Genomic DNA, 21265 nt, shown 5'->3' with positions numbered 1-21265 from the left:
TGCCTGCGATAGCGGTGTGTCAGAGACAAAATATCAACCTGGAAGACCGCTATCGCAGGCAAGCCAGCTCCCACAGTGAGCGGGTTTGCAGGGAGATTGCATAAAGCACGCCCGCCACTGCTGTTTCTTGCAAGTTGCACGGTCCTGCGAAGTTCAAATTACTTAACTCGTTGAAATAACATGATTTTAATTTTTGGCCCGGCTGGCACGCTGCCTGCACTGTCCCTTTTGAGACTTGTAACACTATTTTTCCTGCCGGGAGCAAAACAACAATGATCACATCGTCATCCACGCTGCAAGAGTCAAGCGCGCGCTCTGGGGTTTCCTGGGGCGCAATCTTTGCCGGGGCCGCTGCGGCGGCTGCACTGTCGCTTATCCTGGTGCTGTTGGGCTTCGGCCTGGGCTTTTCGGCGGTGTCGCCGTGGGCCGACAGCGGCATGAGCGCCAAGGGGCTGGGTATTTCCACGATTATCTGGCTGGCATTCACCCAAATCGTCGCTTCGGGCCTGGGCGGTTACATTGCCGGCCGGTTGCGTGTGAAGTGGGCGAATATGCATGGCGATGAAGTGTACTTTCGCGACACGGCCCATGGTTTCCTCGCCTGGGCCGTCGCAACCCTGGTCACCGCGGTACTGGTGGTCGGTTCGGTCAGCAGCGTGGTCAGTGGCGGCGTGAAAGCCGGTGCCAGTGTCGCAGCAGGTGCCGCCAGCGGCATCAGCCAGGCCGCCGGTAGCGCAGCCAAGGGCGCCAACAGCGGCGACTTCGACTACTACGTCGACAGCCTGTTCCGCGATGACCGCCCAGCTGCCGTCAGCGATGACGCGGTACACGGCGTGGTCGCACGCATCCTCACCCGCACCCTGAGCAACGACGGCCAATTGGCACCGGAGGACCGTACCTACCTGGCCCAGTTGATCAGCCAGCGCACCAACCTCAGCCAGGCCGACGCCGAAGCGCGTATCGACAAGGTCTACGGCGAAGCCCGTAAAGCCATTGACGATGCCAAGCTCAAAGCCAAGCAAGCGGCCGATACTGCCGCCAAAGTCGCTGCCTACACCTCGCTGTGGACCTTTGTGGCCCTGTTGATCGGCGCGTTCTTTGCCAGCTTCGCAGCAACCTTCGGCGGTCGTCGTCGGGATGCTGTGGTGTACGTCGAAACCGAAAACTACGTTCGTTAATTCAAGGAGAACATCATGCGCTCATTACTACTGTGGTTCCTCGGCGTGCCGATTCCGGTGATCATCCTGATCGCGATTTTCATGCACTGATTCAGGTTAACTGTGGGAGCGGCGGTGCGACGACTCGACTTGCCCGCGATGACGGAGTGTAAGTTGATGGTTTATCTAACTGACACACCGCTATCGCGGGTAAGTCGAGTCGTCGCACCGCCGCTCCCACATTTGGTTTTGTGTAATGTCAGCCAGCTTGTGATAAGAAGCGCGCTCGCCGCTGCGGTCATGATCACCAAGGGCAGTGAAGTGCCATCCGACAACAACCCCGTCACCCAGCTGCTCACCGCCGTCAGGATCATCTGGATAAAAAAGAACAACCCCGACGCCGTCCCCGCAATCGCGCCATAGGGCTGCAGCACCGACAGCTGGCAGGCCGGAATCACCATCCCCACCGACACCATGATCACCACCATCGGCAGCACAATCGCCAGCCATTCTCCCGGCAGCGCGAGGGTCGCCATCGCCAGCAAAAAGCTGCCCAGCACATTCAGGCCGATACCAGCGTTGATCAAGCGGTCGGGCTCGAAGCGCAATACCAAACGGCGAAACAGGTTCGCCCCGAGCATGTAGCCGCTGATCGTCGCGGCGAATACCAGCGCGTATTCCGTAGCCGTCAGTTGGTAGCCGCGCTGCAACAGCGAAGACGACTCGCTGATAAACGGAAAATACGTGCTGTACACACAGCCGATGGCCAAGGCGTACCGCAGGAAATAGCGGTCGCGCAGCAGTTGGCCATACACGCGCAGCAGGTTGCTCGGCGGCGCAGCGGCAACTTCGGTCGGGCGGGTTTCCGGCAGGCGGCGGTAAACCACCAGGCACAGCACGGCGCCGATCACGGCCAGCAGCACAAACAAGCCACGCCAGTTGATCAAGGGCAGCATCAGGCTGCCAAGCACTGGCGCGGCCATCGGCGAGATGGCCATGGCCATGGAGATCAGGCCGAGCAGACGCGCTTGTTCGTGGCGGTCGAAGTAATCGCGCACGATCACCCGACCGATCACCGTGGTACAGCAACCGCCTAGGGCCTGGAACAGCCGGGCGATCACCAGCACGCCGAGGCTGTTGGCCTGGGCGCAGGTCACCGTCGCCACCACGTACAGCAGCAGCCCGGCCAGCAAGACCGGGCGCCGGCCGAAGCGGTCGGTCAACGGGCCGCTGACCAGCAGGGAAATCGCCGAGCCCAGGGTGTACAGCGTGAGGGTCAGTTGCAGTTGGCTGTCGCTGCTGTGGAAGTAGTCGGCCATGGCGGGCAAGGCTGGCAGATGCAGGTCGAGCGTGAGGCGGGGCAGGGCGATCAGCACGGTCAGCAGGACCAGCCAGAACCTGGTGGAGAGGGCGCGTTGAGTCATGGGAAGCTTCTTTGCTAACGAGTAGAGCCTGAACTCTAACGACTTTGTGGTTTAATTCTTTGAGCCGCTTATGGCTTAAAACACTGGACCACTTATGCGCCGAGGAAAAACCGCCGCCATCTTGGACTTGCCGCGCCCGGATACGCTGGACGCCAGCAAGCAGCAGGGCGCCTATGACGCGTTGCGCGCCGCCATCCTCAATCGCCAGTTGCCGGTGGGCAGCCGCTTGCCCTCGACCCGCAACCTGGCCGAACGCTGGCTGGTGTCGCGTGGCACCCTGGAGGCGGCGTTCGAGCGCTTGCACAGCGAGGGGTATGTCGAGCGCGTGGCGGGCTCCGGCACGCGGGTGAGTGCAGTGATCCCCGAGGAGTTTATCGCGGCTCCGGCGCCGAGCAGCAAACCGCGCCGCCTGGCCGTGCCTGATCAGCCCGACGCCGGCGTGCAAAGCCACGTGCCTTTTGTGGCCCGGCGCCCGGATGCCAGTCTGTTCGACTTGAAAACCTGGGCACGCTGTATTTCCCGTGGCTTGCTGTCGGCGGGGCCGGGTGCGCTGGAGGCCGCGCACCCGGCCGGGTTACCGGCGTTGCGCGAGCAAATCGCCGACTACCTGCGCAGTTACCGCGGCATGCACTGTGAGGCGGATGAGGTGATTGTCACCACGGGCATTCGTCACGCCCTCGACCTGATCGCGCGCACGCTGCTCAAACCCGGCGACACGGCATGCGTCGAAGACCCAGGCTATAAGCCTGCGCGGCGCCTGTTCAGCCTGGCTGGCGCGCAGGTTCAATCGATCCCGGTCACCGCCGAAGGCCTCGACACCGACCAACTCCCAGCCACGGCGCGGTTGGCTTACGTGTCGCCTGCCCACCAGGCGCCCTTGGGCATGACCTTGTCGGTCTCGCGCCGCCTGGCATTGCTGGACTGGGCCGCACGCGCTGACGCCTGGGTGGTCGAAGACGATTACGACAGCGAATACAACTACAACAGCGCGCCGCTGGCCGCGCTCAAATCCCTCGATTCCGGCGACCGGGTAATCTATTGCGGCAGCTTCAACAAGAACCTGTTTCCCGGCTTGCGTGTGGGTTTCATGGTGGTGCCCAGGGCGCTGCGGCCCGCGTTATTGCACACTTCACAATTGACCGGGCATTCGGTGGGCGCCACGGATCAATTGGGCCTGGTCGAATTCCTGGGCAGTGGTGCGTTCGTGCGGCATTTGCGCGCTTCCCGCCAAGCCTATCAGGCGCGCCGCGATGCGTTGCTCGCCTGTCTGCCGGACGGCTGCACGGTCAGCGGCCAGCAGGCCGGGTTGCATTTTGTGCTGTGGTTGCCGGCAGGCGTCTGCGAGGCGGATTTTTGTAGCCGCGCTGCCGCCGTCGGCCTGACTTTGCAGCCGTTGGGCAAGTTCTGTGACGAGGCCAGCCTGCCGTCTGCGGTGATCATCGGCTACACCGCGCTGACCCTGGCGCAGATTCGCTTTCACGGCCGAGTTCTCACGAAATTGTTAATGGCGGCTTAACCGCCCCTTGGCTAGACTCGCGCCCCATGAGCCGCCTCCTGCGTTTAATCCTGGTCATGCTGTTAAGCCTCACGCTTCCCCTGACCGGGATGGCGGGAGTGCCGTCGAGCACCGAGCCGTGCCCGATGAAGATGGCAGACATGCAGGTGATGACCGACATGAGCCCCGACTGCTGCCAGGACGGCTTTGATCACGGCAAAGTCTGCAAGCCGGGCCAGGAATGCAAGACCGGCGGCCTGCTGCAATTGTCCCTGGCGGTGCTCAAGGCACCGCTGGCACGCGCTCATCCTTTGGCCATCGGCCACACATCTGATTTTATCCCCGACCGCACGCCCTCCGGCGTCTGGCGCCCACCGCGTAGCTGATTCCTGTTGCATCTGAACATCCATCCCTACTGCGGGATGGCCTTGCTGTGGGCCGCATAACGCGGCGAGCAGTGGAACAGATCAGGAATCTTTACGATGAATTCCCTCTATGTGCGCGCCCTGGTGGTGGGCGTGCTGGTGTGGCCGGCGCTCGCCTCGGCGCTGACCCTGGATGAGGCCCTGCGCCTGGCGCAGAACAACGCGCCTTCGCTGGTGGCCGAGTCCGCCAAGCTGCAAGCCGCGACACACGCGGCGATTCCGGCCGGCGAATTGCCCGACCCGAAACTGCTGGTGGGCCTGCAGAATTTTCCCATCGGCGGGCCGAATCGCGGCACGTTGTATGGCGATGACATGACGCAACAAATGGTCGGCCTGCAGCAACAGGTGCCCAGCCGCGACAAGCGCAAAGCCCGGGTCGAGCTGGCTGATGCAACCATAGAACGCACCGCCGCCGAAGGGCGCATCGAGCGCCTTAACGTGCGCCAGGCCACCGCCCAGGCGTGGATCCGTGCTTACGCAGTGGAGCGCAAAGAGGCCTTGTTCAAAGACTTCTATCAGCAGAACCGCCTGCTGCAAGACAGCGTGCGCGCGCAGTTGGCCGGCGGGCGCGGCCAGGCGTCCGATGCGGTGATTCCCAAACAGGAAGCCGCCGAATTGGCGGGCCGTGAGGACGAGCTGACCCAGCAACGTGCCCAGGCCCGCGCCGCCCTCAAGCGCTGGATCGGCGCCGCCGCCAATCAAGCCCCCAGCGGCCAGTTACCCAATTGGAGCATCGACAGCCACGGCTACAGCCACAACCTGCATCAACACCCCGAACTGCAAGCCTTCGTGCCGCGCAGCCGCGAGGCTCAGGCGCGCGTGCAGGAGGCCAAGGCGCAAAAGACCTCGGACTGGAGCTGGGAAGTCGACTACGGGCACCGCAGCCGTGAGTACGGCGACATGGTCACGCTGCAATTGAGTTTTGACCTGCCGATCTTTCCCGGTCGCCGACAAAACCCAGGCATCGCGGCCAAGCAGGCCGAGTTGGACCAACTCGACGCCGAACGCGAAGCCGCCACCCGCGAACACACGCAGATGCTCGACGACGACCTGGCGGTTTACCAGCGCCTGGACCGCGCCGTGCAGCGCAGCCAGGACAGCCTGGTGCCGCTGGCCGAAGAAAAAGTCACCCTCAGCCTGGCCGGTTATCGCGCCGGCAAGGGCGATTTGCTCACGGTGGTCGGCGCTCGCCGTGAGCTTGTCGAGGCCCGCTTCAAACAGATTGATGCCATCGAACAGCGCGCCCTGATCGGCGCCCAGCTGTATTTCGCTTACGGGGAACCCAGTCATGAATAATCCAATTGTCGCAGCACTGGTGCTGCTGGGTCTGGGCGCGGGCTATGGGCTGGCGCAATTTCACTCGGTGGCGTCTGTTGCACCCAAGGACGACAAACCGGCGCTGTACTGGTACGACCCGATGTACCCGCAGCAGAAGTTCGATAAACCCGGCAAGTCACCGTTTATGGACATGCAACTGGTGCCGCGTTATGCCGAAGGCACGGCGGCTGCGGATACGCCGGCAGTGCAGATTGACCCACGGCAAACCCAGAACATCGGCGTGCGCCTGGCGAGCGTCAGCCGGGGTGTGCTGATGTCGACCCTGGAGCTGTCGGGCATCCTCGCGTTCAACGACCGTGATGTGGCGGTGGTACAGGCGCGGGCTGCCGGGTTCGTCGAGCGCGTCTATGCGCGGGCACCGGGTGATGTGCTCAAGGCCGGCGCGCCGTTGGCAGACCTGTTGATCCCCGAATGGGCGACGGCCCAGGAAGAATTTCTGAGCCTGCGCCACAGCGGCGACAGTGGGTTGATCGCGGCAGCCCGGCAACGGTTGCGTCTGAGCGGCATGCCGACCGGGTTGATCCAGCAGATGGAGCGCAGCGGCCGGGTGCAGTCGGTGTTGACCGTCACCAGCCCGTTGAGCGGCGCCCTGCAAAGTTTGGAGGTGCGCGAAGGCATGACGCTGGCGGCAGGGCAGCCCCTGGCGCGTATCAATGGCCTGGATCAGGTGTGGCTGCAGGTTGCCGTGCCCGAAGCCCAAGGCTCGACCTTGGCCGTGGGGCAAACCGTGCAGAGCCGTTTTGTCGGTTTGCCGGGCAAAACCGTCGACGGCACCATCAGCGCGATTTTGCCGGCCACCGCCATGGACAGCCGTACTGTGCAAGTGCGTGTCGAGTTGCCCAACCCCGACGGCAACCTGCGTCCCGGCATGACCGCGCAGGTGCGCCTGGCGCAAACCAGCGGGCAAGCGGTGTTGCAAGTGCCCAGTGAAGCCTTGATCCGCACCGGCAAGCGCGTGCTGGTGATGCTGGCCGAGGAGGGCGGGCGCTATCGCCCGGTAGAGGTTGAAGTGGGCGTAGAAAATCAGGACCAAACCGTGATCCTCGGCGGCTTGCAAGAAGGCCAGCAGGTGGTCGCCTCCGGCCAATTCCTGCTCGATTCCGAAGCCAGTTTAAGCGGCATAACCGCGCCAACATCCGACATGTCGGGCATGAGCATGCAGCCAGGATCCCAGCCATGATCGCCTTGCTGATTCGCTGGTCGGTGGCCAACCGGTTTCTGGTGCTGCTCGCGACCTTGTTCATCACCGCGTGGGGCGTGTGGGCGGTGCAAAATACGCCGGTGGATGCCTTGCCGGACCTCTCGGATGTGCAGGTGATCATCCGCACGCCGTACCCGGGCCAGGCGCCGCAAATTGTCGAAAACCAGGTCACTTACCCGATGACCACCACCATGCTGTCGGTACCGGGCGCCAAGACCGTGCGCGGTTTTTCGTTCTTCGGCGACAGCTATGTGTACGTGCTGTTCGACGAAGGCACTGACCTGTATTGGGCGCGCTCGCGGGTGCTGGAATACCTCAGCCAATTGCAGGCGCGGCTGCCCGCATCGGCCAAGCCATCGTTGGGGCCGGACGCCACCGGGGTGGGCTGGATCTACCAGTACGCCTTGGTGGACCGCAGCGGCCAGCAGGACTTGGCGCAACTGCGTGCGCTGCAGGACTGGTTCCTCAAGTTCGAACTCAAGACCCTGCCGAATGTGGCCGAAGTGGCGACCATCGGCGGCCAGGTCAAGCAGTACCAGGTACAGCTCGACCCGCTGGCCATGGCGAGTCGCGGCGTTACCCAGGCGCAGGTCAAAGAGGCTATCGACAAGGCCAACCAGGAAACCGGCGGCTCGGTGCTGAACATGGGCGAGTCCGAATACGTGGTGCGCGCCTCCGGCTACCTGAAAACCCTGGCGGATTTTCGCGCGATTCCCCTGCGGCTCGGCACCAACAACGTGCCGGTGAGCCTTGGCGACGTGGCAAACATTCAACTTGGCCCGGACCTGCGTCGGGGCATCAGTGAGCTGGACGGCGAGGGCGAAGCCGTCGGCGGCGTGGTGATCCTGCGCAGCGGCAAAAATGCGCGTGAGGCCATTGCAGCGGTCAAGACCAAGCTGGAACAACTGAAAAGCAGCCTGCCGCCCGGCGTGGATATTGTCACCACCTACGATCGCAGCAAGTTGATCGACCGCGCCGTGGATAACCTCAGCCACAAGCTGTTGGAGGAGTTTTTGGTGGTGGCGCTGGTGTGCGGGATTTTTCTCTGGCACCTGCGTTCATCTCTGGTGGCGATTATTTCGCTGCCGGTGGGCGTATTGATCGCCTTTATCGTCATGCGCTTTCAGGGCATCAACGCCAACATCATGTCGCTCGGCGGCATCGCGATTGCCATCGGCGCAATGGTGGATGCGGCGGTGGTGATGATTGAAAACGCCCACAAGAAAATCGAGGCCTGGCACCACGCCAATCCTGGCCGGGAACTGAAAGGTGAGGACCACTGGAGGGTCATGACCGACGCGGCGGTGGAAGTAGGGCCTGCGCTGTTTTTCTGCCTGCTGATCATCACGTTGTCGTTTATTCCGGTGTTCACGTTGCAAGCCCAGGAAGGCCGGCTGTTCGGCCCGTTGGCTTACACCAAGACCTACGCCATGGCGGCAGCGGCCGGGTTGTCGGTGACCTTGGTCCCGGTGTTGATGGGCTACTGGATTCGCGGGCGCATTCCCGATGAGCAGCGCAACCCGCTCAATCGTGGCTTGATCAAACTCTACCAGCCGGCCCTCGATGCGGTACTGCGCTGGCCGCGCCTGACCTTGCTGGTGGCGCTGCTGATGGTGGCGAGCGCGCTGTGGCCGGTGACGAAACTTGGTGGTGAGTTCCTGCCGCCGCTGGACGAGGGCGACTTGCTCTACATGCCGTCGGCGCTGCCGGGGCTGTCGACGCAAACCGCCGGTGAGTTGCTGCAACGTACTGACCGGCTGATCAAGACCGTACCGGAAGTGGCGCACGTGTTCGGCAAGGCCGGTCGCGCCGAAACCGCCACCGACCCGGCACCGCTGGAGATGTTTGAAACCACGATTGAGTTCAAGCCCAAGGACCAATGGCGCCCCGGCATGACCCCGGAAAAACTGGTGAAGGAGCTGGACCGTGTGGTGCAGGTGCCGGGCCTGACCAATATCTGGATCCCGCCGATCCGCAACCGCATCGACATGCTCGCCACCGGCGTCAAAAGCCCGATTGGTGTGAAGGTCGCGGGCGCCAGCCTGATGCAGATCGACGCGGTGACCCAGGCTGTGGAGAAGGTTGCCAGGACCGTGCCCGGTGTGAGTTCGGCACTGGCTGAGCGGTTGACCGGCGGGCGCTATATCGACGTGGATATCGACCGTTCGGCCGCTGCGCAATATGGGCTGAATATCGCCGATGTGCAGTCGATTGTGGCGGGCGCGATTGGCGGTGAAACCATTGGCGAAACGGTCGAAGGCCTGGCCCGTTTTCCCATCAGCCTGCGTTACCCCAAGGCGTGGCGCGACTCGCTGCAGGCGCTGGGCAGCCTGCCGATCTACACGCCGCAGGGCAGCCAGATCACCCTCGGCACGGTGGCCAGGCTCAAGATCAGTGACGGCCCGCCGATGCTCAAAAGCGAAAACGCACGGCCTTCCGGCTGGGTGTATATCGACGTGCGTGACCGTGACCTGGCTTCAGTGGTGAAGGACTTGCGTGCGGCGATTGAGCAGCAGGTGCACTTGCAGCCGGGCATGAGCCTCAGTTATTCGGGGCAGTTCGAGTTTCTGGAGCGGGCCAATGAGCGCCTGAAGCTGGTGGTGCCGGCTACCTTGCTGATCATCTTTGTGCTGCTGTACCTGACCTTTCGCCGCGTGGATGAGGCGGTGCTGATTCTGGGCACCTTACCGTTCGCACTGACTGGCGGTGTGTGGTTGCTCTACTGGCTGGGCTTCAATTTGTCGGTGGCCACGGGCGTGGGGTTTATTGCGCTGGCGGGGGTGTCGGCTGAGTTTGGGGTGATCATGCTGTTGTACCTGAAAAACGCCTGGGCTGAGCGTAAGGATGGTGATTTGCTGGCGGCCATTACTGAGGGGGCGGTGTTGCGGGTGAGGCCCAAGGCGATGACCGTGGCCGTTATCATCGCCGGGTTGTTGCCGATTCTGCTTGGAGGTGGGACTGGCAGCGAAGTCATGAGCCGCATTGCTGCGCCGATGATTGGTGGGATGTTGACGGCGCCGTTGCTGTCGCTGTTTGTGATTCCGGCAGCCTACCAACTGATGCGCCGCCCAAAAGCCAAGCGCTGAACAAAATGTGGGAGCTGGCTTGCCTGCGATAGCATCACCTCGATGTATCAGACACACCGAGTGTGATCGTTCCCACGCTCTGCGTGGGAATGCAGCCCTGGACGCTCCGCGTCTGCTTTGAAGAGTCGTGACGCGGAGCGTCACAGGAGGCATTTCCACGCGGAGCGTGGGAACGAACGTTCAGTATCGGCACGTCAGTCGTCAAACCCGACCTGCTCATGAATCTCATCCACCTTCAATTCCAACCGATACGCCACGGCAATAAACAACGCCTGGCACAGGCACAACGTGGCGCTCAAGGAGCGGAAGGCAAACGACGAACCCTCATTCACCAACAACACCGCGTTCGCCCGCTTGGCCAGGGGCGACAGGTTGCTGTCGGTGATGATCAAGGTCTTGGCCTGATGATGCTGGGCGATGCGCAGGCAATGCTGGGTCTCTTTGCCGTAGGGCGTAAAGCTGATCGCAATCACCAGGTCGTTGGCCCGCACGCTGCGCATCTGTTCGCGATAACTGCCGCCCAGGCCCGAGATCAGGTGGATGCGCTTGTTGGTGTGCTGCAGGTTGTAGACCAGGTAATCGGCCACGGCAAACGAGCGGCGCACGCCGACCACGTAGATATTGTCGGCGTTGACCACCAGGTCCACCGCCTTCTCAAACGCCACATCATCCAGTTCCAGCCCCAGGCGCTCGATGCCGGAGAGGGTGGCATTCACGCACTCACGCGCCAGGTCGCCGCCGCTGGCCTTCTGCGACTTGTTGGCGATCATGCTGCGGATGCGCTGCTGGTAGTTCTGCACCGGCGTGGTTTTGTGGGTGTAGGCCTCGCGAAACAGCGCCTGCATCTCGCTGAACCCACTGAAACCGAAGCGCTGGGAAAACCGCACGATGGCCGAAGGGTGCACTTCGCATTCGCGGGCGATGTCGCTGATGCGGTCGACCATGATGCGGTCGCTCTGCTGGCTCATGTAGCTGGCAATGCGTTTGAGCTGGCGCGGCAGGCTTTCGTATTCGTCCGTGATCAGCTGCAACAGGCGTTCGGCATTGATCGGAGGGCTGGCGATCGTATCTTCCAGGGTGGTCTCGGGATCGGTGCGGGACATGGGCAATCCTTCTGGCGTGTTCGTCTGATGCGCTGATGGGTGACGCAAGTCTACAGGGTAGGCGCAAAAAAATACCTCGGCATCACGGCGCCCGTGGGCTGCTGAAACGATGCACGGCGGCTGGCATGCCATTATGCTGGCTTATTGGAAAAAATATTCCACAAAAATAATTATGGAATAAATATTGATTGCCGCCGCCGGACGTTCTAGTCTGCTTGCACCAAGAGCGTGTGCCGTCACCACGGCGGCACCACGCAGGCTGATAAAAATAACAGGAGCCAGCATGGGCCAGACTCGTTTTGCCAGTGGGCGTCAATTGGATCTGATTTGCCTCGGGCGCCTGGGCGTCGACCTCTATGCACAGCAAGTCGGTGCGCGGCTTGAGGACGTGTCCAGCTTTGCCAAGTACCTCGGCGGTTCCTCCGCCAACATCGCCTTCGGCACGGCGCGGCTGGGCCTCAAGTCGGCGATGTTGAGCCGCGTGGGCGATGACCATATGGGCCGTTTCCTGCTCGAATCCCTGGCCCGTGAAGGCTGTGATGTGAGCGGTATCAAGGTCGACCCGGAACGCCTCACCGCCCTGGTATTGCTGGGGCTTAAAGACCGCGAAACCTTCCCGCTGGTGTTCTACCGCGAAAACTGCGCCGACATGGCCCTGCGCGCCGAAGACATCAGCGAGGCCTTTATCGCCTCCAGCAAAGCCTTGCTGATCACCGGCACACATTTCTCCACCGATGGCGTGTACAAGGCCAGCATCCAGGCGCTGGATTACGCCGCCAAGCACAACGTCAAGCGTGTGCTGGATATCGACTATCGCCCGGTGCTGTGGGGCCTGGCGGGCAAGGCGGATGGCGAAACGCGGTTTGTCGCCGACCAGAACGTCAGCCAGCATGTGCAGAGCATCCTGCCGCGTTTCGACCTGATCGTCGGCACGGAAGAAGAGTTCTTGATCGCCGGTGGCAGTGAAGACCTGCTGACCGCGTTGCGCACCGTGCGTGAACTGACCCCGGCGACCCTGGTGGTCAAGCTCGGCCCGCAAGGTTGCACGGTGATTCACGGCGCCGTCCCGGCGCGCCTGGAAGACGGCGCGATTTACCCCGGCGTGCGGGTTGAAGTGCTCAATGTACTGGGTGCTGGTGACGCCTTCATGTCCGGCTTCCTCAGCGGCTGGCTCAATGACGCCAGCGATGAGCGTTGCAGCCAGTTGGCCAACGCCTGCGGCGGCCTGGTCGTGTCCCGCCACGCTTGCGCGCCGGCCATGCCCACGCCCGCCGAACTGGATTACCTGTTCAACAGCCCGGTGCCCATCACCCGGCCGGACCAGGACGTAACCCTGCAACGCCTGCACCGCGTCACGGTGCCGCGCAAAACCTGGAAGCAGTTGTTTGTGTTTGCCTTCGACCACCGCTGGCAACTGGTGGACCTGGCGCAAAAAGGCGGCCAGGACCTGAGCCGTATCAGTGACATCAAGCAGCTGTTTATTCAGGCCATCGAACGTGTGGAAACCAAGCTGGCGCAGCAGGGCATCGACGCCGATGTGGGCCTGCTGGCCGACCAGCGCTTCGGCCAGGATGCGCTGAATGCCGCCAGCGGCCGTGGCTGGTGGATCGCCCGCCCGGTGGAGGTGCAGAACTCGCGGCCATTGGCGTTTGAACACGGCCGCTCGGTGGGCAGTAACCTGATTGCCTGGCCCCAGGAGCAAATCATCAAGTGCCTGGTGCAGTTCCACCCGGACGACGAGCCGATGCTGCGCCTGGAGCAGGAGGCGCAACTCAAGGCGGTGTACGAGGCGTCCCTGGTCAGCGGCCATGAACTGCTGCTGGAAGTCGTGCCGCCCAAGGATCACCCGTCGACCTATCCCGATGTGCTCTATCGCAGCCTCAAGCGCCTGTACAACCTGGGCATATATCCGGCGTGGTGGAAGATCGAGGCGCAGTCGGCTGAAGACTGGAAAAAGCTCGACGAACTGATCCACGAGCGTGACCCGTACTGCCGTGGCGTGGTGCTGCTGGGCCTGAATGCTTCGGCGCAGTTTCTGGCCGATGGCTTTCAGCAAGCCAGCCAAAGCACCACCTGCCGTGGGTTCGCGGTGGGCCGCACAATCTTCCAGGAGCCAAGCCGTGCGTGGATGGCGGGGGAGATTGATGATGAAGGGTTGATTGAGCAGGTGCAGCAGACGTTCGAGCAGCTCATCAATGCCTGGCGCAGTTCCAGAAATTAAACACGGTCAAATGTGGGAGCCGCTTGTGTGGGAGCCGGGCTTGCCCGCGATGGTATCGCCTCGGTCTAGCAAAGAAACCGAGGTGATGCCATCGCAGGCAAGCCAGCTCCCACACAAGCCAGCTCCCACATAAAGCAGATCTCAGTGCTATCTGAAAACAATAAAAGGTGCAGCCATGCCCGCAATCCGAATTGGCATCAACCCGATCTCCTGGAGCAACGACGACCTGCCGGCCCTCGGCGGTGAAACGCCGCTGAGCACCGCGCTCAGCGAAGGCAAGGAGATCGGCTACGAAGGTTTCGAACTCAACGGCAAGTTCCCCAAGGACGCCAAAGGCGTTGGTGATGTGCTGCGCCCCTATGACCTGGCGCTGGTCTCCGGCTGGTACTCCAGCCGCCTGGCGCGCCGTTCGGTGGCCGAAGAAATCCAAGCCATCGCCGGCCATGTCGAGCTGCTTAAACTCAATGGCGCTGACGTGCTGGTATACGGCGAAGTCGCTGACTCGATCCAGGGCTCGAAGGTGCGCCTGATCGAACGCCCGCGTTTTCACAGCGAGCACGCCTGGCAGGACTACGCCGACAAGCTCACGGAGCTGGCGCGTTTCACCCTGTCACAAGGTGTGCGCCTGGCGTATCACCACCATATGGGCGCCTACGTCGAATCCCCTGAAGACATTGACCAGCTTATGAAAAGAACGGGCCCGGAAGTCGGCCTGCTGTTCGATTCGGGCCATTGCTACATGGGCGGCGGCGAACCCATCGAGGTCCTGCGCAAACACATCGACCGCGTCTGCCACGTGCATTTCAAGGACGTGCGCAAGCCGGTGGTGCAACTGGCGCGCAACCAGATGTGGAGCTTCCCTGACTGCATCGTCAACGGCACGTTCACCGTGCCCGGCGATGGCGACATCGATTTTGCCGAGTTGCTCGATGTGCTACTGGCTGCCCACTACAAGGGCTGGCTGGTGGTCGAAGCGGAGCAGGATCCGGCCGTGGCGCCCAGCTATATCTATGCCAAAAAAGGCTACGACACCTTGCGTGCGCTGCTCAACGAGAGGACTAAGTGATGAGCTTGTTGGTCAAAAGCAGCAAACGCGGGCAAACCATGGTGGCCCTGGAAGCAGGACGCCTGGAGTACGTGGGCTTTTCCGCCTATCGACTGAGCCTGGGCGAAGCCCTGCCGGTCAGCGCCGGGGATCAAGAGCTGTGCCTGGTGCTGCTCAGCGGGCGCGTCAATATAGAAGGCGAAGGCTTCAATTGGCAGAACCTTGGCGACCGCCAGTCGGTGTTCGAAGACAAATCCCCCTTCGCCGCGTACCTGCCGCCCGGCACCGATGCGCAGATTACCGCCTTGAGCGACGTGCAGATTGCCGTCTGTGCCGCGCCCGGCGCGCCTGGCTTTGAACCGCGCCTGATTCGCCCCGAGCAGTGCAAGCGCAGCGTGCGCGGCAAAGGCGCCAACACCCGCTACGTGTGCGACATCCTGCCTGACAGCGAGCCGGCCCATTCGCTGCTGGTGGTGGAAGTACGCACGCCGTCCGGGCACTCGTCGAGCTACCCGCCGCACAAGCACGACACCGACGACCTGCCGCACCAGAGCTTTCTGGAAGAAACCTATTACCACCAGATCAACCCGCCGCAAGGCTTTGTGTTCCAGCGCGTGTACACCGACGATCGCAGCATCGACCAGGCCATGGCCGTGGAGAACAGCGACCTGGTGGTGGTGCCCAAGGGGTATCACCCGGTCAGCGTGCCGTATGGCTACGAATCGTATTACCTCAACGTGATGGCCGGGCCAAAACGCGCCTGGCATTTCCATAACGACCCGCAGCACAGCTGGCTGCTGGACCTTTAAACGGTTTTGGACGGAGAACAACAACAATGAAGTCGCCGCTACGTTTTGCCCTTAACCGCATGGTCGCCCCCAACCTGTCCCTGCCGGACTTTATCCAGCTGGCCGCGGCCCTCAAGTGCGATGCCATCGAGATCCGCAACGACCTTAAAGGCCATGAAATCGAATACGGCACCCCGGCCAGCCGCGTGCGAGAGTTGTGCGCAGTGCAGGGCATCACGGTGCTGTCGATCAATGCGCTGTACCCGTTTGATGTGTGGAATGACGAGCGTCGCACCCAGGCCATCAAGCTCGCCACCTACGCCCGTGAGTGCGGCGCGCAGGGCTTGGTGATGTGCCCGTTGAATGAGCGCGACGATACGCGCAACGAGGCCCAGCGTGCCGCCGGTTTGCGCACGGCGCTGAGCGAGCTGGCGCCGATCCTGCGCGAGTACGGCATCCTCGGGTTTATCGAGCCGCTGGGCTTTGAAGAATGTGCCCTGCGCCGCAAGCGCGTGGCGGTGGACGCGATTCAGTCGATTGGCGGCCTGGATGTGTTCCGCCTGGTGCATGACACCTTCCACCACCACCTGGCGAGCGAGCAGGAGTTCTTCCCGCAACTGACCGGCCTGGTGCATATCTCCGGGGTAGAAGACGCCGAAGCGCCGCTCAATTCGATTCGTGACGGCCACCGCGTGCTGGTGGGCGAGGGCGATATCCTCGGCAACGCCGCGCAGATCGACACCTTGCTCAGCAGCGGGTACGGCGGTTACCTGTCGTTTGAGCCGTTTGCCGAAAGCGTGCATGGGTTGGCGGATATCCAGCAGGCCATTGGGGCCAGTATCGCCCACCTGCAAAACCCCCGAACCTGACGCCGGTTAACCTGTGGGAGCTGGCTTGTCGAATCGTCGCACCGCTGCGATGGCGGTCTATCAGTGAAAGGTACATTGCCTGACACATTGCTATCGCAGGCAAGCCAGCTCCCACATTGAAGCAGTGTTAATCAACCCAATTGCATTCACACAAGGTGCAAGTGATGACCACAACAAGACTGACCATGGCCCAGGCCCTGGTGAAGTTCCTGGATAACCAATACATCGAAGTCGACGGCGTGCAGAGCAAGTTTGTCGCCGGTGTGTTCACGATTTTCGGCCACGGCAATGTGCTCGGCCTGGGCCAGGCGCTGGAGCAGGACAGCGGTGACCTGGTGGTGCATCAGGGTCGTAACGAGCAGGGCATGGCCCATGCCGCCATCGGTTTCGCCAAGCAGCATTTGCGTCGCAAGATCTACGCATGCACCGCCTCGGTAGGCCCCGGCGCGGCGAATATGCTCACCGCGGCGGCGACCGCCACGGCCAACCGGATCCCGCTGCTGCTGTTGCCCGGTGATGTGTACGCCAGCCGCCAGCCGGACCCGGTGTTGCAACAGATCGAGCAATTCCACGACCTGAGCATCAGCACCAACGATGCCTTCCGCTCGGTGAGCAAATACTGGGACCGTATCAACCGCCCTGAGCAACTGATGACGGCGGCGATCCATGCCATGCGCGTGCTCACAGACCCTGCGGAAACCGGCGCCGTGACCCTGGCGCTGCCGCAGGATGTGCAGGCCGAAGCCTGGGACTACCCGGATTATTTCCTGCAAAAACGCGTGCACCGTATTGAGCGGCGTCCGGCCACTGCGGCAATGATCGGCGATGCGCTGGCAGCCTTCCGGGGCAAGCGCAAGCCGCTGATCATCTGTGGCGGCGGTGTGAAGTATTCCGGCGCGAATGCGGCCCTGCAAGCGTTTGCCGAGCGTTTTGAGATTCCCTTCGCCGAAACCCAGGCGGGCAAGAGTGCAGTGGTGTCCAGCCACCCATTGAACGTCGGTGGCATCGGCGAAACCGGCTGCCTGGCGGCGAACCTGTTGGCGCCCGAGGCGGACCTGATCATCGGCATCGGCACGCGTTATACCGATTTCACCACCTCGTCCAAGTCGCTGTTCAAGCATGCCGAGGTGAAGTTTCTTAACCTCAATATCAGCCCGTGCGACGCGTTGAAGCTTGACGGCGTGCAAGTGCTGGCCGATGCGCAAGTGGCCCTTGAGGCGTTGGCTGACGCCTTGGGCGACTACCGCGCCGGCTGGGGCGAGCAGGTCCGCGATGCCAAGGCGCAGTTGGACGCGGAAGTGGATCGCGTGCACCAGGTGCAATACCACGGCGACGATTTTGTGCCGGAGGTGGATGACCACCTGGACCGCGCCGTATTGCGCGAATTTATCGAGCTGACCGGGTCGTGCCTGACCCAGAGCCGTGTACTCGGCGTGTTGAACGACACCCTGGCGGACGATGCGATCATCGTCGCCGCCGCCGGCAGCCTGCCCGGCGACTTGCAACGCGCCTGGCGCAGCAAGGGCGTCAACACCTACCACGTCGAATACGGCTATTCATGCATGGGCTACGAGATCAACGCCGCCCTCGGTGTGAAGCTGGCCGAGCCGAGCAAGGAAGTGTATGCGCTGGTCGGCGATGGCTCTTACATGATGCTGCACTCGGAGCTGGCCACCTCGATCCAGGAGCGGCGCAAGATCAACGTGGTGCTGCTCGACAACATGGCCTTCGGCTGCATCAACAACCTGCAGATCGGCAACGGCATGGACAGCTTCGGCACCGAGTTCCGCTTTCGTAACCCCGAAAGCGGCAAGCTCGACGGCGGCCTGGTGCCGGTGGATTTCGCCATGAGCGCGGCGGCCTATGGCTGCAAGACCTACAAGGTCAGCAGCGTCGAACAGCTTCAGGCGGCGCTGGCCGATGCACGCACGCAAACGGTGTCCACGCTGATTGATATCAAGGTACTGCCCAAAACCATGGTCCACGGCTACCTGTCGTGGTGGCGGGTGGGCGTGGCGCAGGTGTCCACCAGTGAACGCACGAATGCCGCCGCGAAAAAACTCAACGAACAGCTGGCCAAGGCCCGGCAGTACTAATAACAAGAGGAGTTGTGTATGTCGTTAAAGCTTGGAGTGATTGGCACCGGCGCTATCGGCCGTGACCATATCCGTCGTTGCAGCCAGACCTTGCTCAATAGCCAGGTGGTGGCGGTAACCGACATCAACCTTGAGCAAGCCGCCAAGGTCGTCGCTGATTTGAAGCTTGCCGCCGAGGTCTACGCCGATGGCCATGCGCTGATCAACTCGCCACAGGTCGAAGCCATTCTCGTCACGTCCTGGGGGCCGAGCCACGAAGAGTTCGTGCTGGCCGCCATCGCCGCCGGCAAGCCGGTGTTCTGCGAAAAACCGCTGGCGGTGACGGCGCAAGGCTGCCGCAAGATCGTCGACGCCGAAGTGGCCTACGGCAAGCGCCTGGTGCAAGTGGGCTTTATGCGCCCGTATGACGAAGGTTATCGCGCCCTCAAGGCCGTGATCGACAGCGGCCAGATCGGCGAGCCGATGATGCTGCATTGCGCGCACCGCAACCCGACGGTGGGCGAGAACTACAAGACGGATATGGCGATCACTGACACCTTGATCCACGAGCTGGATGTGCTGCGTTGGTTGCTCAACGATGACTATGTGTCGGTGCAGGTGGTGTTCCCGCGCAAGTCGAGCAAAGCCCTGGCCCACCTGCGCGACCCGCAGATCGTGCTGTTGGAAACCGCCAAGGGCACGCGCATCGACGTGGAAGTGTTCGTGAACTGCCAGTACGGCTACGACATCCAGTGTGAAGTGGTGGGGGAGACCGGCATCGCCAAACTGCCGGAGCCTTCGCAGGTGCAAATGCGCAGTGGCGCGAAGCTGTCGAATGCCATTTTGATGGACTGGAAGGACCGCTTTATCGGGGCTTACGACGTGGAGTTGCAGGCGTTTATCGACAGCGTGCGTGCGGGCCAAGTCGGCGGGCCTTCGGCCTGGGACGGTTTTGCAGCGGCGGTGGCGGCGGATGCATGCATCGAGGCGCAGAACAGTGAGCAGATCGTGAAAGTGAGCTTGCCGGAGCGTCCGCACTTTTACGGCTAATCACAATCTGCCAGGTGGAATGCAGTCAGTGTGGGAGCTGGCTTGTCGAATCGTCGCACCGCTGCGATGGCGGTCTATCAGTGACAGCTTCATCGGCTGACACGACGCTATCGCAGGCAAGCCAGCTCCCACACTTGATTGGGTTTGCAATTCAACAAGGAAACAACTTATGCGAATCGGACTAGTCGGCTACGGCCACGGAGGGCGCTTTTTTCATGCGCCGCTGATTGCAACCTTGCCCGGTGCGACCTTTGTTGGTGTGGTGACCCGTTCAGCGGAGCGCCGCCAGCAATTGAGTACTGACCTTCCGGGCGTAAAGGCTTTTGACAGCATCGGCCAGATCGTCGAGGCCGGTGTCGACGCGCTGGTGATCTCCACCACCCTCAAAGGCCGCCCGGCGCTGGTGCTGGAAGCCATCGAGCACGGCGTGGCGGTGGTCAGCGACAAACCCTTCGCCAGCAACGCCGAACAGGCCCAGGCGCTGATCATCGCCGCCGAGCGCCAGGGCTCGCTGCTCAGCGTCTACCAGAACCGGCGCTGGGATTCGGATTACCTGACCCTGCGCAAACTGATCGACGCCGGTGCCTTGGGTGAGATCACACGTTTTGAATCCCGCGTCGAACGCTACAGCCCGCAAGCGGTGGGCAATGCCAGTGGCGGCGGCTGGCTGCGTGACCTGGGCAGCCATCTAGTGGACCAGGCGCTGCAATTGTTCGGCCCAGTGGACCGGGTGTTTGCGCAATTGCAGTTCACGCCGCAACACCCCACCCTTGATCACGGTTTTTTCGTCTCCCTGACCCACACCAATGGCGTGATTTCGCACCTGTGGGGCAGCGCCCTGCAAAACAGCCAGGCACCGCGCTTTCGGGTCAGTGGCACCCTGGGTTGTTACACCGTCGATGGGCTGGACGGCCAGGAAGACGCGCTGATGGCCGGCAAGTCGCCAAAAACCGAAGGCGAGCACTGGGGCGCCGAGGAGCATCGACGCTGGGGCTGGTTCGAGCAAGGCGAGGATCGCGAGCGAGTGCCGTCCGAGAAGGGCTGCTGGACGCAGTTCTATCGCCAGTTGCAACTGGCCGTGCAAGGGCAGGGGCCATTGCCGGTAAGCGCCTATGACGCGCTGGAAACCACCCGTATATTGGACGCCGCACGCCTCAGCGCCGAGCGCCAGCAGGTGGTTTCGACAAAAATAGAATAAAATTCTAAAACAGGTTGATATGGAAATTATTTTCTAATACAGTCTTTTCCAGGTTGCATAAAGTACGTTCGAACTCGATTCGCACGGCTCAACAAAAACAAGATCAAAAACAACCAGGTACCGTCAGATGAAAATCTTCAACGCTGTACTGCGAGTTTTACGCCCTGCCTCAGCGCCACGCGGTCTGCCCCGCGCCCGGCCGTTTTACTTCTCCTTCCTTAATGTGCTGTGTGTCGAAAACCACGGCGCGCTGGTCTGCTGCATCCCGGGGGCACCGGTGGTTCGATTGCCCGCCGAGCGCTGATAAACGCAACGTCCAAAAAACCAACAAGAAAGTGGAGACAGACCGTTCATGAAGACCCCGATCCGTTTTACCGCGCTGGCCCTGTCCATGTTGCTGGCCAGTGGTGTTGCCTCGGCCGCCGACCTCAAGATTGGCGTGACCATGTCCGCCTTTGATGACACCTTCCTGACCTACCTGCGTGAAGACATGGACAAGCAAGCCAAGTCCTATCCCAAGGGCGATGGTGTGCAATTGCAGTTTGAAGACGCCCGCGCCGACGTGGTGAAACAACTGAGCCAGGTCGAGAACTTCATCAGCCAGAAGGTCGACGCGATTATCGTCAACCCGGTGGACACCGCCTCGACCGCCAACATCATCAAGGCCGCCACCGCTGCGAAAATCCCGCTGGTGTTCGTCAACCGCCGCCCGGATAGCCCAACCCTGGCCCCAGGCGTGGCTGCGGTGGTGTCCGATGACGTCGAGGCCGGCAAACTGCAAATGCAATAC

General features: G+C 62.0%; 18 protein-coding genes. 15 read left to right on the top strand and 3 right to left on the bottom strand.

The annotated features are described in order from the left end of the window. Positions 1 to 272 precede the first annotated feature (272 nt). Positions 273 to 1178 carry a hypothetical protein gene (locus GIW28_RS23285; RefSeq protein WP_017136412.1) on the top strand — a complete coding sequence of 302 codons (906 nt, stop codon included), beginning with the start codon at positions 273 to 275 and terminating at the stop codon, positions 1176 to 1178. A 161-nt stretch (positions 1179 to 1339) separates the two neighbouring features. Here the strand turns inward: GIW28_RS23285 and GIW28_RS23280 are convergent, their stop codons facing one another. Then, positions 1340 to 2581: a multidrug effflux MFS transporter gene (locus GIW28_RS23280; protein WP_236447502.1), complete on the bottom strand. Its 1242-nt coding sequence runs from the start codon at positions 2579 to 2581 to the stop codon at positions 1340 to 1342. Between the two features lie 94 nt (positions 2582 to 2675). On the opposite strand from GIW28_RS23280, the gene pdxR reads away from it, so the two are divergent. The 5 genes from pdxR (at position 2676) to GIW28_RS23255 (ending at position 10126) form a co-directional block, all read left to right on the top strand. Beyond that, positions 2676 to 4097 (top strand): MocR-like pyridoxine biosynthesis transcription factor PdxR, encoded by a 1422-nt coding sequence (gene pdxR, locus GIW28_RS23275; RefSeq protein WP_236447501.1) that lies wholly within the window; start codon positions 2676 to 2678, stop codon positions 4095 to 4097. A gap of 26 nt (positions 4098 to 4123) precedes the next feature. Next, positions 4124 to 4462, top strand: coding sequence for a hypothetical protein (locus GIW28_RS23270; protein WP_138454360.1), 339 nt, complete (start codon positions 4124 to 4126; stop codon positions 4460 to 4462). 96 nt (positions 4463 to 4558) lie between these two features. Continuing rightward, complete coding sequence (locus GIW28_RS23265) at positions 4559 to 5797, top strand: TolC family protein (RefSeq protein WP_236447500.1); 1239 nt, start codon at positions 4559 to 4561, stop codon at positions 5795 to 5797. After that, entirely contained in the window at positions 5790 to 7019 is a 1230-nt protein-coding gene (locus GIW28_RS23260) for an efflux RND transporter periplasmic adaptor subunit (protein ID WP_236459046.1), read from the top strand. Before GIW28_RS23265 ends, GIW28_RS23260 begins: the two co-directional genes overlap by 8 nt. Continuing rightward, entirely contained in the window at positions 7016 to 10126 is a 3111-nt protein-coding gene (locus GIW28_RS23255; RefSeq protein WP_017136417.1) for an efflux RND transporter permease subunit, read from the top strand. The genes GIW28_RS23260 and GIW28_RS23255 overlap by 4 nt, the downstream gene beginning before the upstream one ends. A gap of 194 nt (positions 10127 to 10320) precedes the next feature. Here GIW28_RS23255 and GIW28_RS23250 read toward each other — a convergent pair whose 3' ends face one another. After that, entirely contained in the window at positions 10321 to 11229 is a 909-nt protein-coding gene (locus GIW28_RS23250) for a MurR/RpiR family transcriptional regulator (RefSeq protein WP_017136418.1), read from the bottom strand. 141 nt (positions 11230 to 11370) lie between these two features. Continuing rightward, positions 11371 to 11514 carry a hypothetical protein gene (locus tag GIW28_RS23245; protein WP_236447996.1) on the bottom strand — a complete coding sequence of 48 codons (144 nt, stop codon included), beginning with the start codon at positions 11512 to 11514 and terminating at the stop codon, positions 11371 to 11373. Between GIW28_RS23245 and GIW28_RS23240 the strand changes: the two genes are divergently transcribed. The 9 genes from GIW28_RS23240 to GIW28_RS23200 all read left to right on the top strand — a co-directional run. Further along, positions 11513 to 13450 (top strand): bifunctional 5-dehydro-2-deoxygluconokinase/5-dehydro-2-deoxyphosphogluconate aldolase, encoded by a 1938-nt coding sequence (locus tag GIW28_RS23240; protein WP_176991924.1) that lies wholly within the window; start codon positions 11513 to 11515, stop codon positions 13448 to 13450. The genes GIW28_RS23245 and GIW28_RS23240 overlap by 2 nt on opposite strands. Before the next feature lie 175 nt (positions 13451 to 13625). Next, positions 13626 to 14516: a myo-inosose-2 dehydratase gene (gene iolE, locus GIW28_RS23235; protein WP_236448026.1), complete on the top strand. Its 891-nt coding sequence runs from the start codon at positions 13626 to 13628 to the stop codon at positions 14514 to 14516. Next, on the top strand, positions 14516 to 15304 hold the full coding sequence (gene iolB / locus GIW28_RS23230) for a 5-deoxy-glucuronate isomerase (RefSeq protein ID WP_236448025.1): 789 nt from the start codon (positions 14516 to 14518) through the stop codon (positions 15302 to 15304). The genes iolE and iolB overlap by 1 nt, the downstream gene beginning before the upstream one ends. A 26-nt stretch (positions 15305 to 15330) precedes the next feature. Beyond that, a complete protein-coding gene (locus GIW28_RS23225; protein WP_236448024.1) occupies positions 15331 to 16152 on the top strand; it encodes a TIM barrel protein in 822 nt (273 codons plus the stop codon). Positions 16153 to 16316: 164 nt separating this feature from the next. Further along, the gene (gene iolD / locus GIW28_RS23220; protein ID WP_236448023.1) at positions 16317 to 18248 is read left to right on the top strand and encodes a 3D-(3,5/4)-trihydroxycyclohexane-1,2-dione acylhydrolase (decyclizing); all 1932 of its coding nucleotides are present in this window, start codon (positions 16317 to 16319) and stop codon (positions 18246 to 18248) included. An 18-nt stretch (positions 18249 to 18266) separates the two neighbouring features. Beyond that, positions 18267 to 19277 carry a Gfo/Idh/MocA family protein gene (locus GIW28_RS23215; protein ID WP_236448022.1) on the top strand — a complete coding sequence of 337 codons (1011 nt, stop codon included), beginning with the start codon at positions 18267 to 18269 and terminating at the stop codon, positions 19275 to 19277. A 169-nt stretch (positions 19278 to 19446) separates the two neighbouring features. After that, positions 19447 to 20475 carry a Gfo/Idh/MocA family protein gene (locus GIW28_RS23210; RefSeq protein ID WP_236459048.1) on the top strand — a complete coding sequence of 343 codons (1029 nt, stop codon included), beginning with the start codon at positions 19447 to 19449 and terminating at the stop codon, positions 20473 to 20475. 127 nt (positions 20476 to 20602) lie between these two features. Further along, positions 20603 to 20779, top strand: a complete 177-nt coding sequence (locus GIW28_RS23205; RefSeq protein WP_163005443.1) for a hypothetical protein — start codon at positions 20603 to 20605, stop codon at positions 20777 to 20779. A gap of 48 nt (positions 20780 to 20827) precedes the next feature. Then, positions 20828 to 21265 (top strand): substrate-binding domain-containing protein (locus GIW28_RS23200; protein WP_236490416.1); only part of this gene is annotated, 438 nt, incomplete at its 3' end.

Origin of the sequence: Pseudomonas sp. PA-5-4B (assembly GCF_021606215.1) — a bacterium.
In the GTDB taxonomy this organism is placed as follows: domain Bacteria; phylum Pseudomonadota; class Gammaproteobacteria; order Pseudomonadales; family Pseudomonadaceae; genus Aquipseudomonas; species Aquipseudomonas edaphica.
This window is presented reverse-complemented; position numbering and strand designations above follow the sequence as displayed.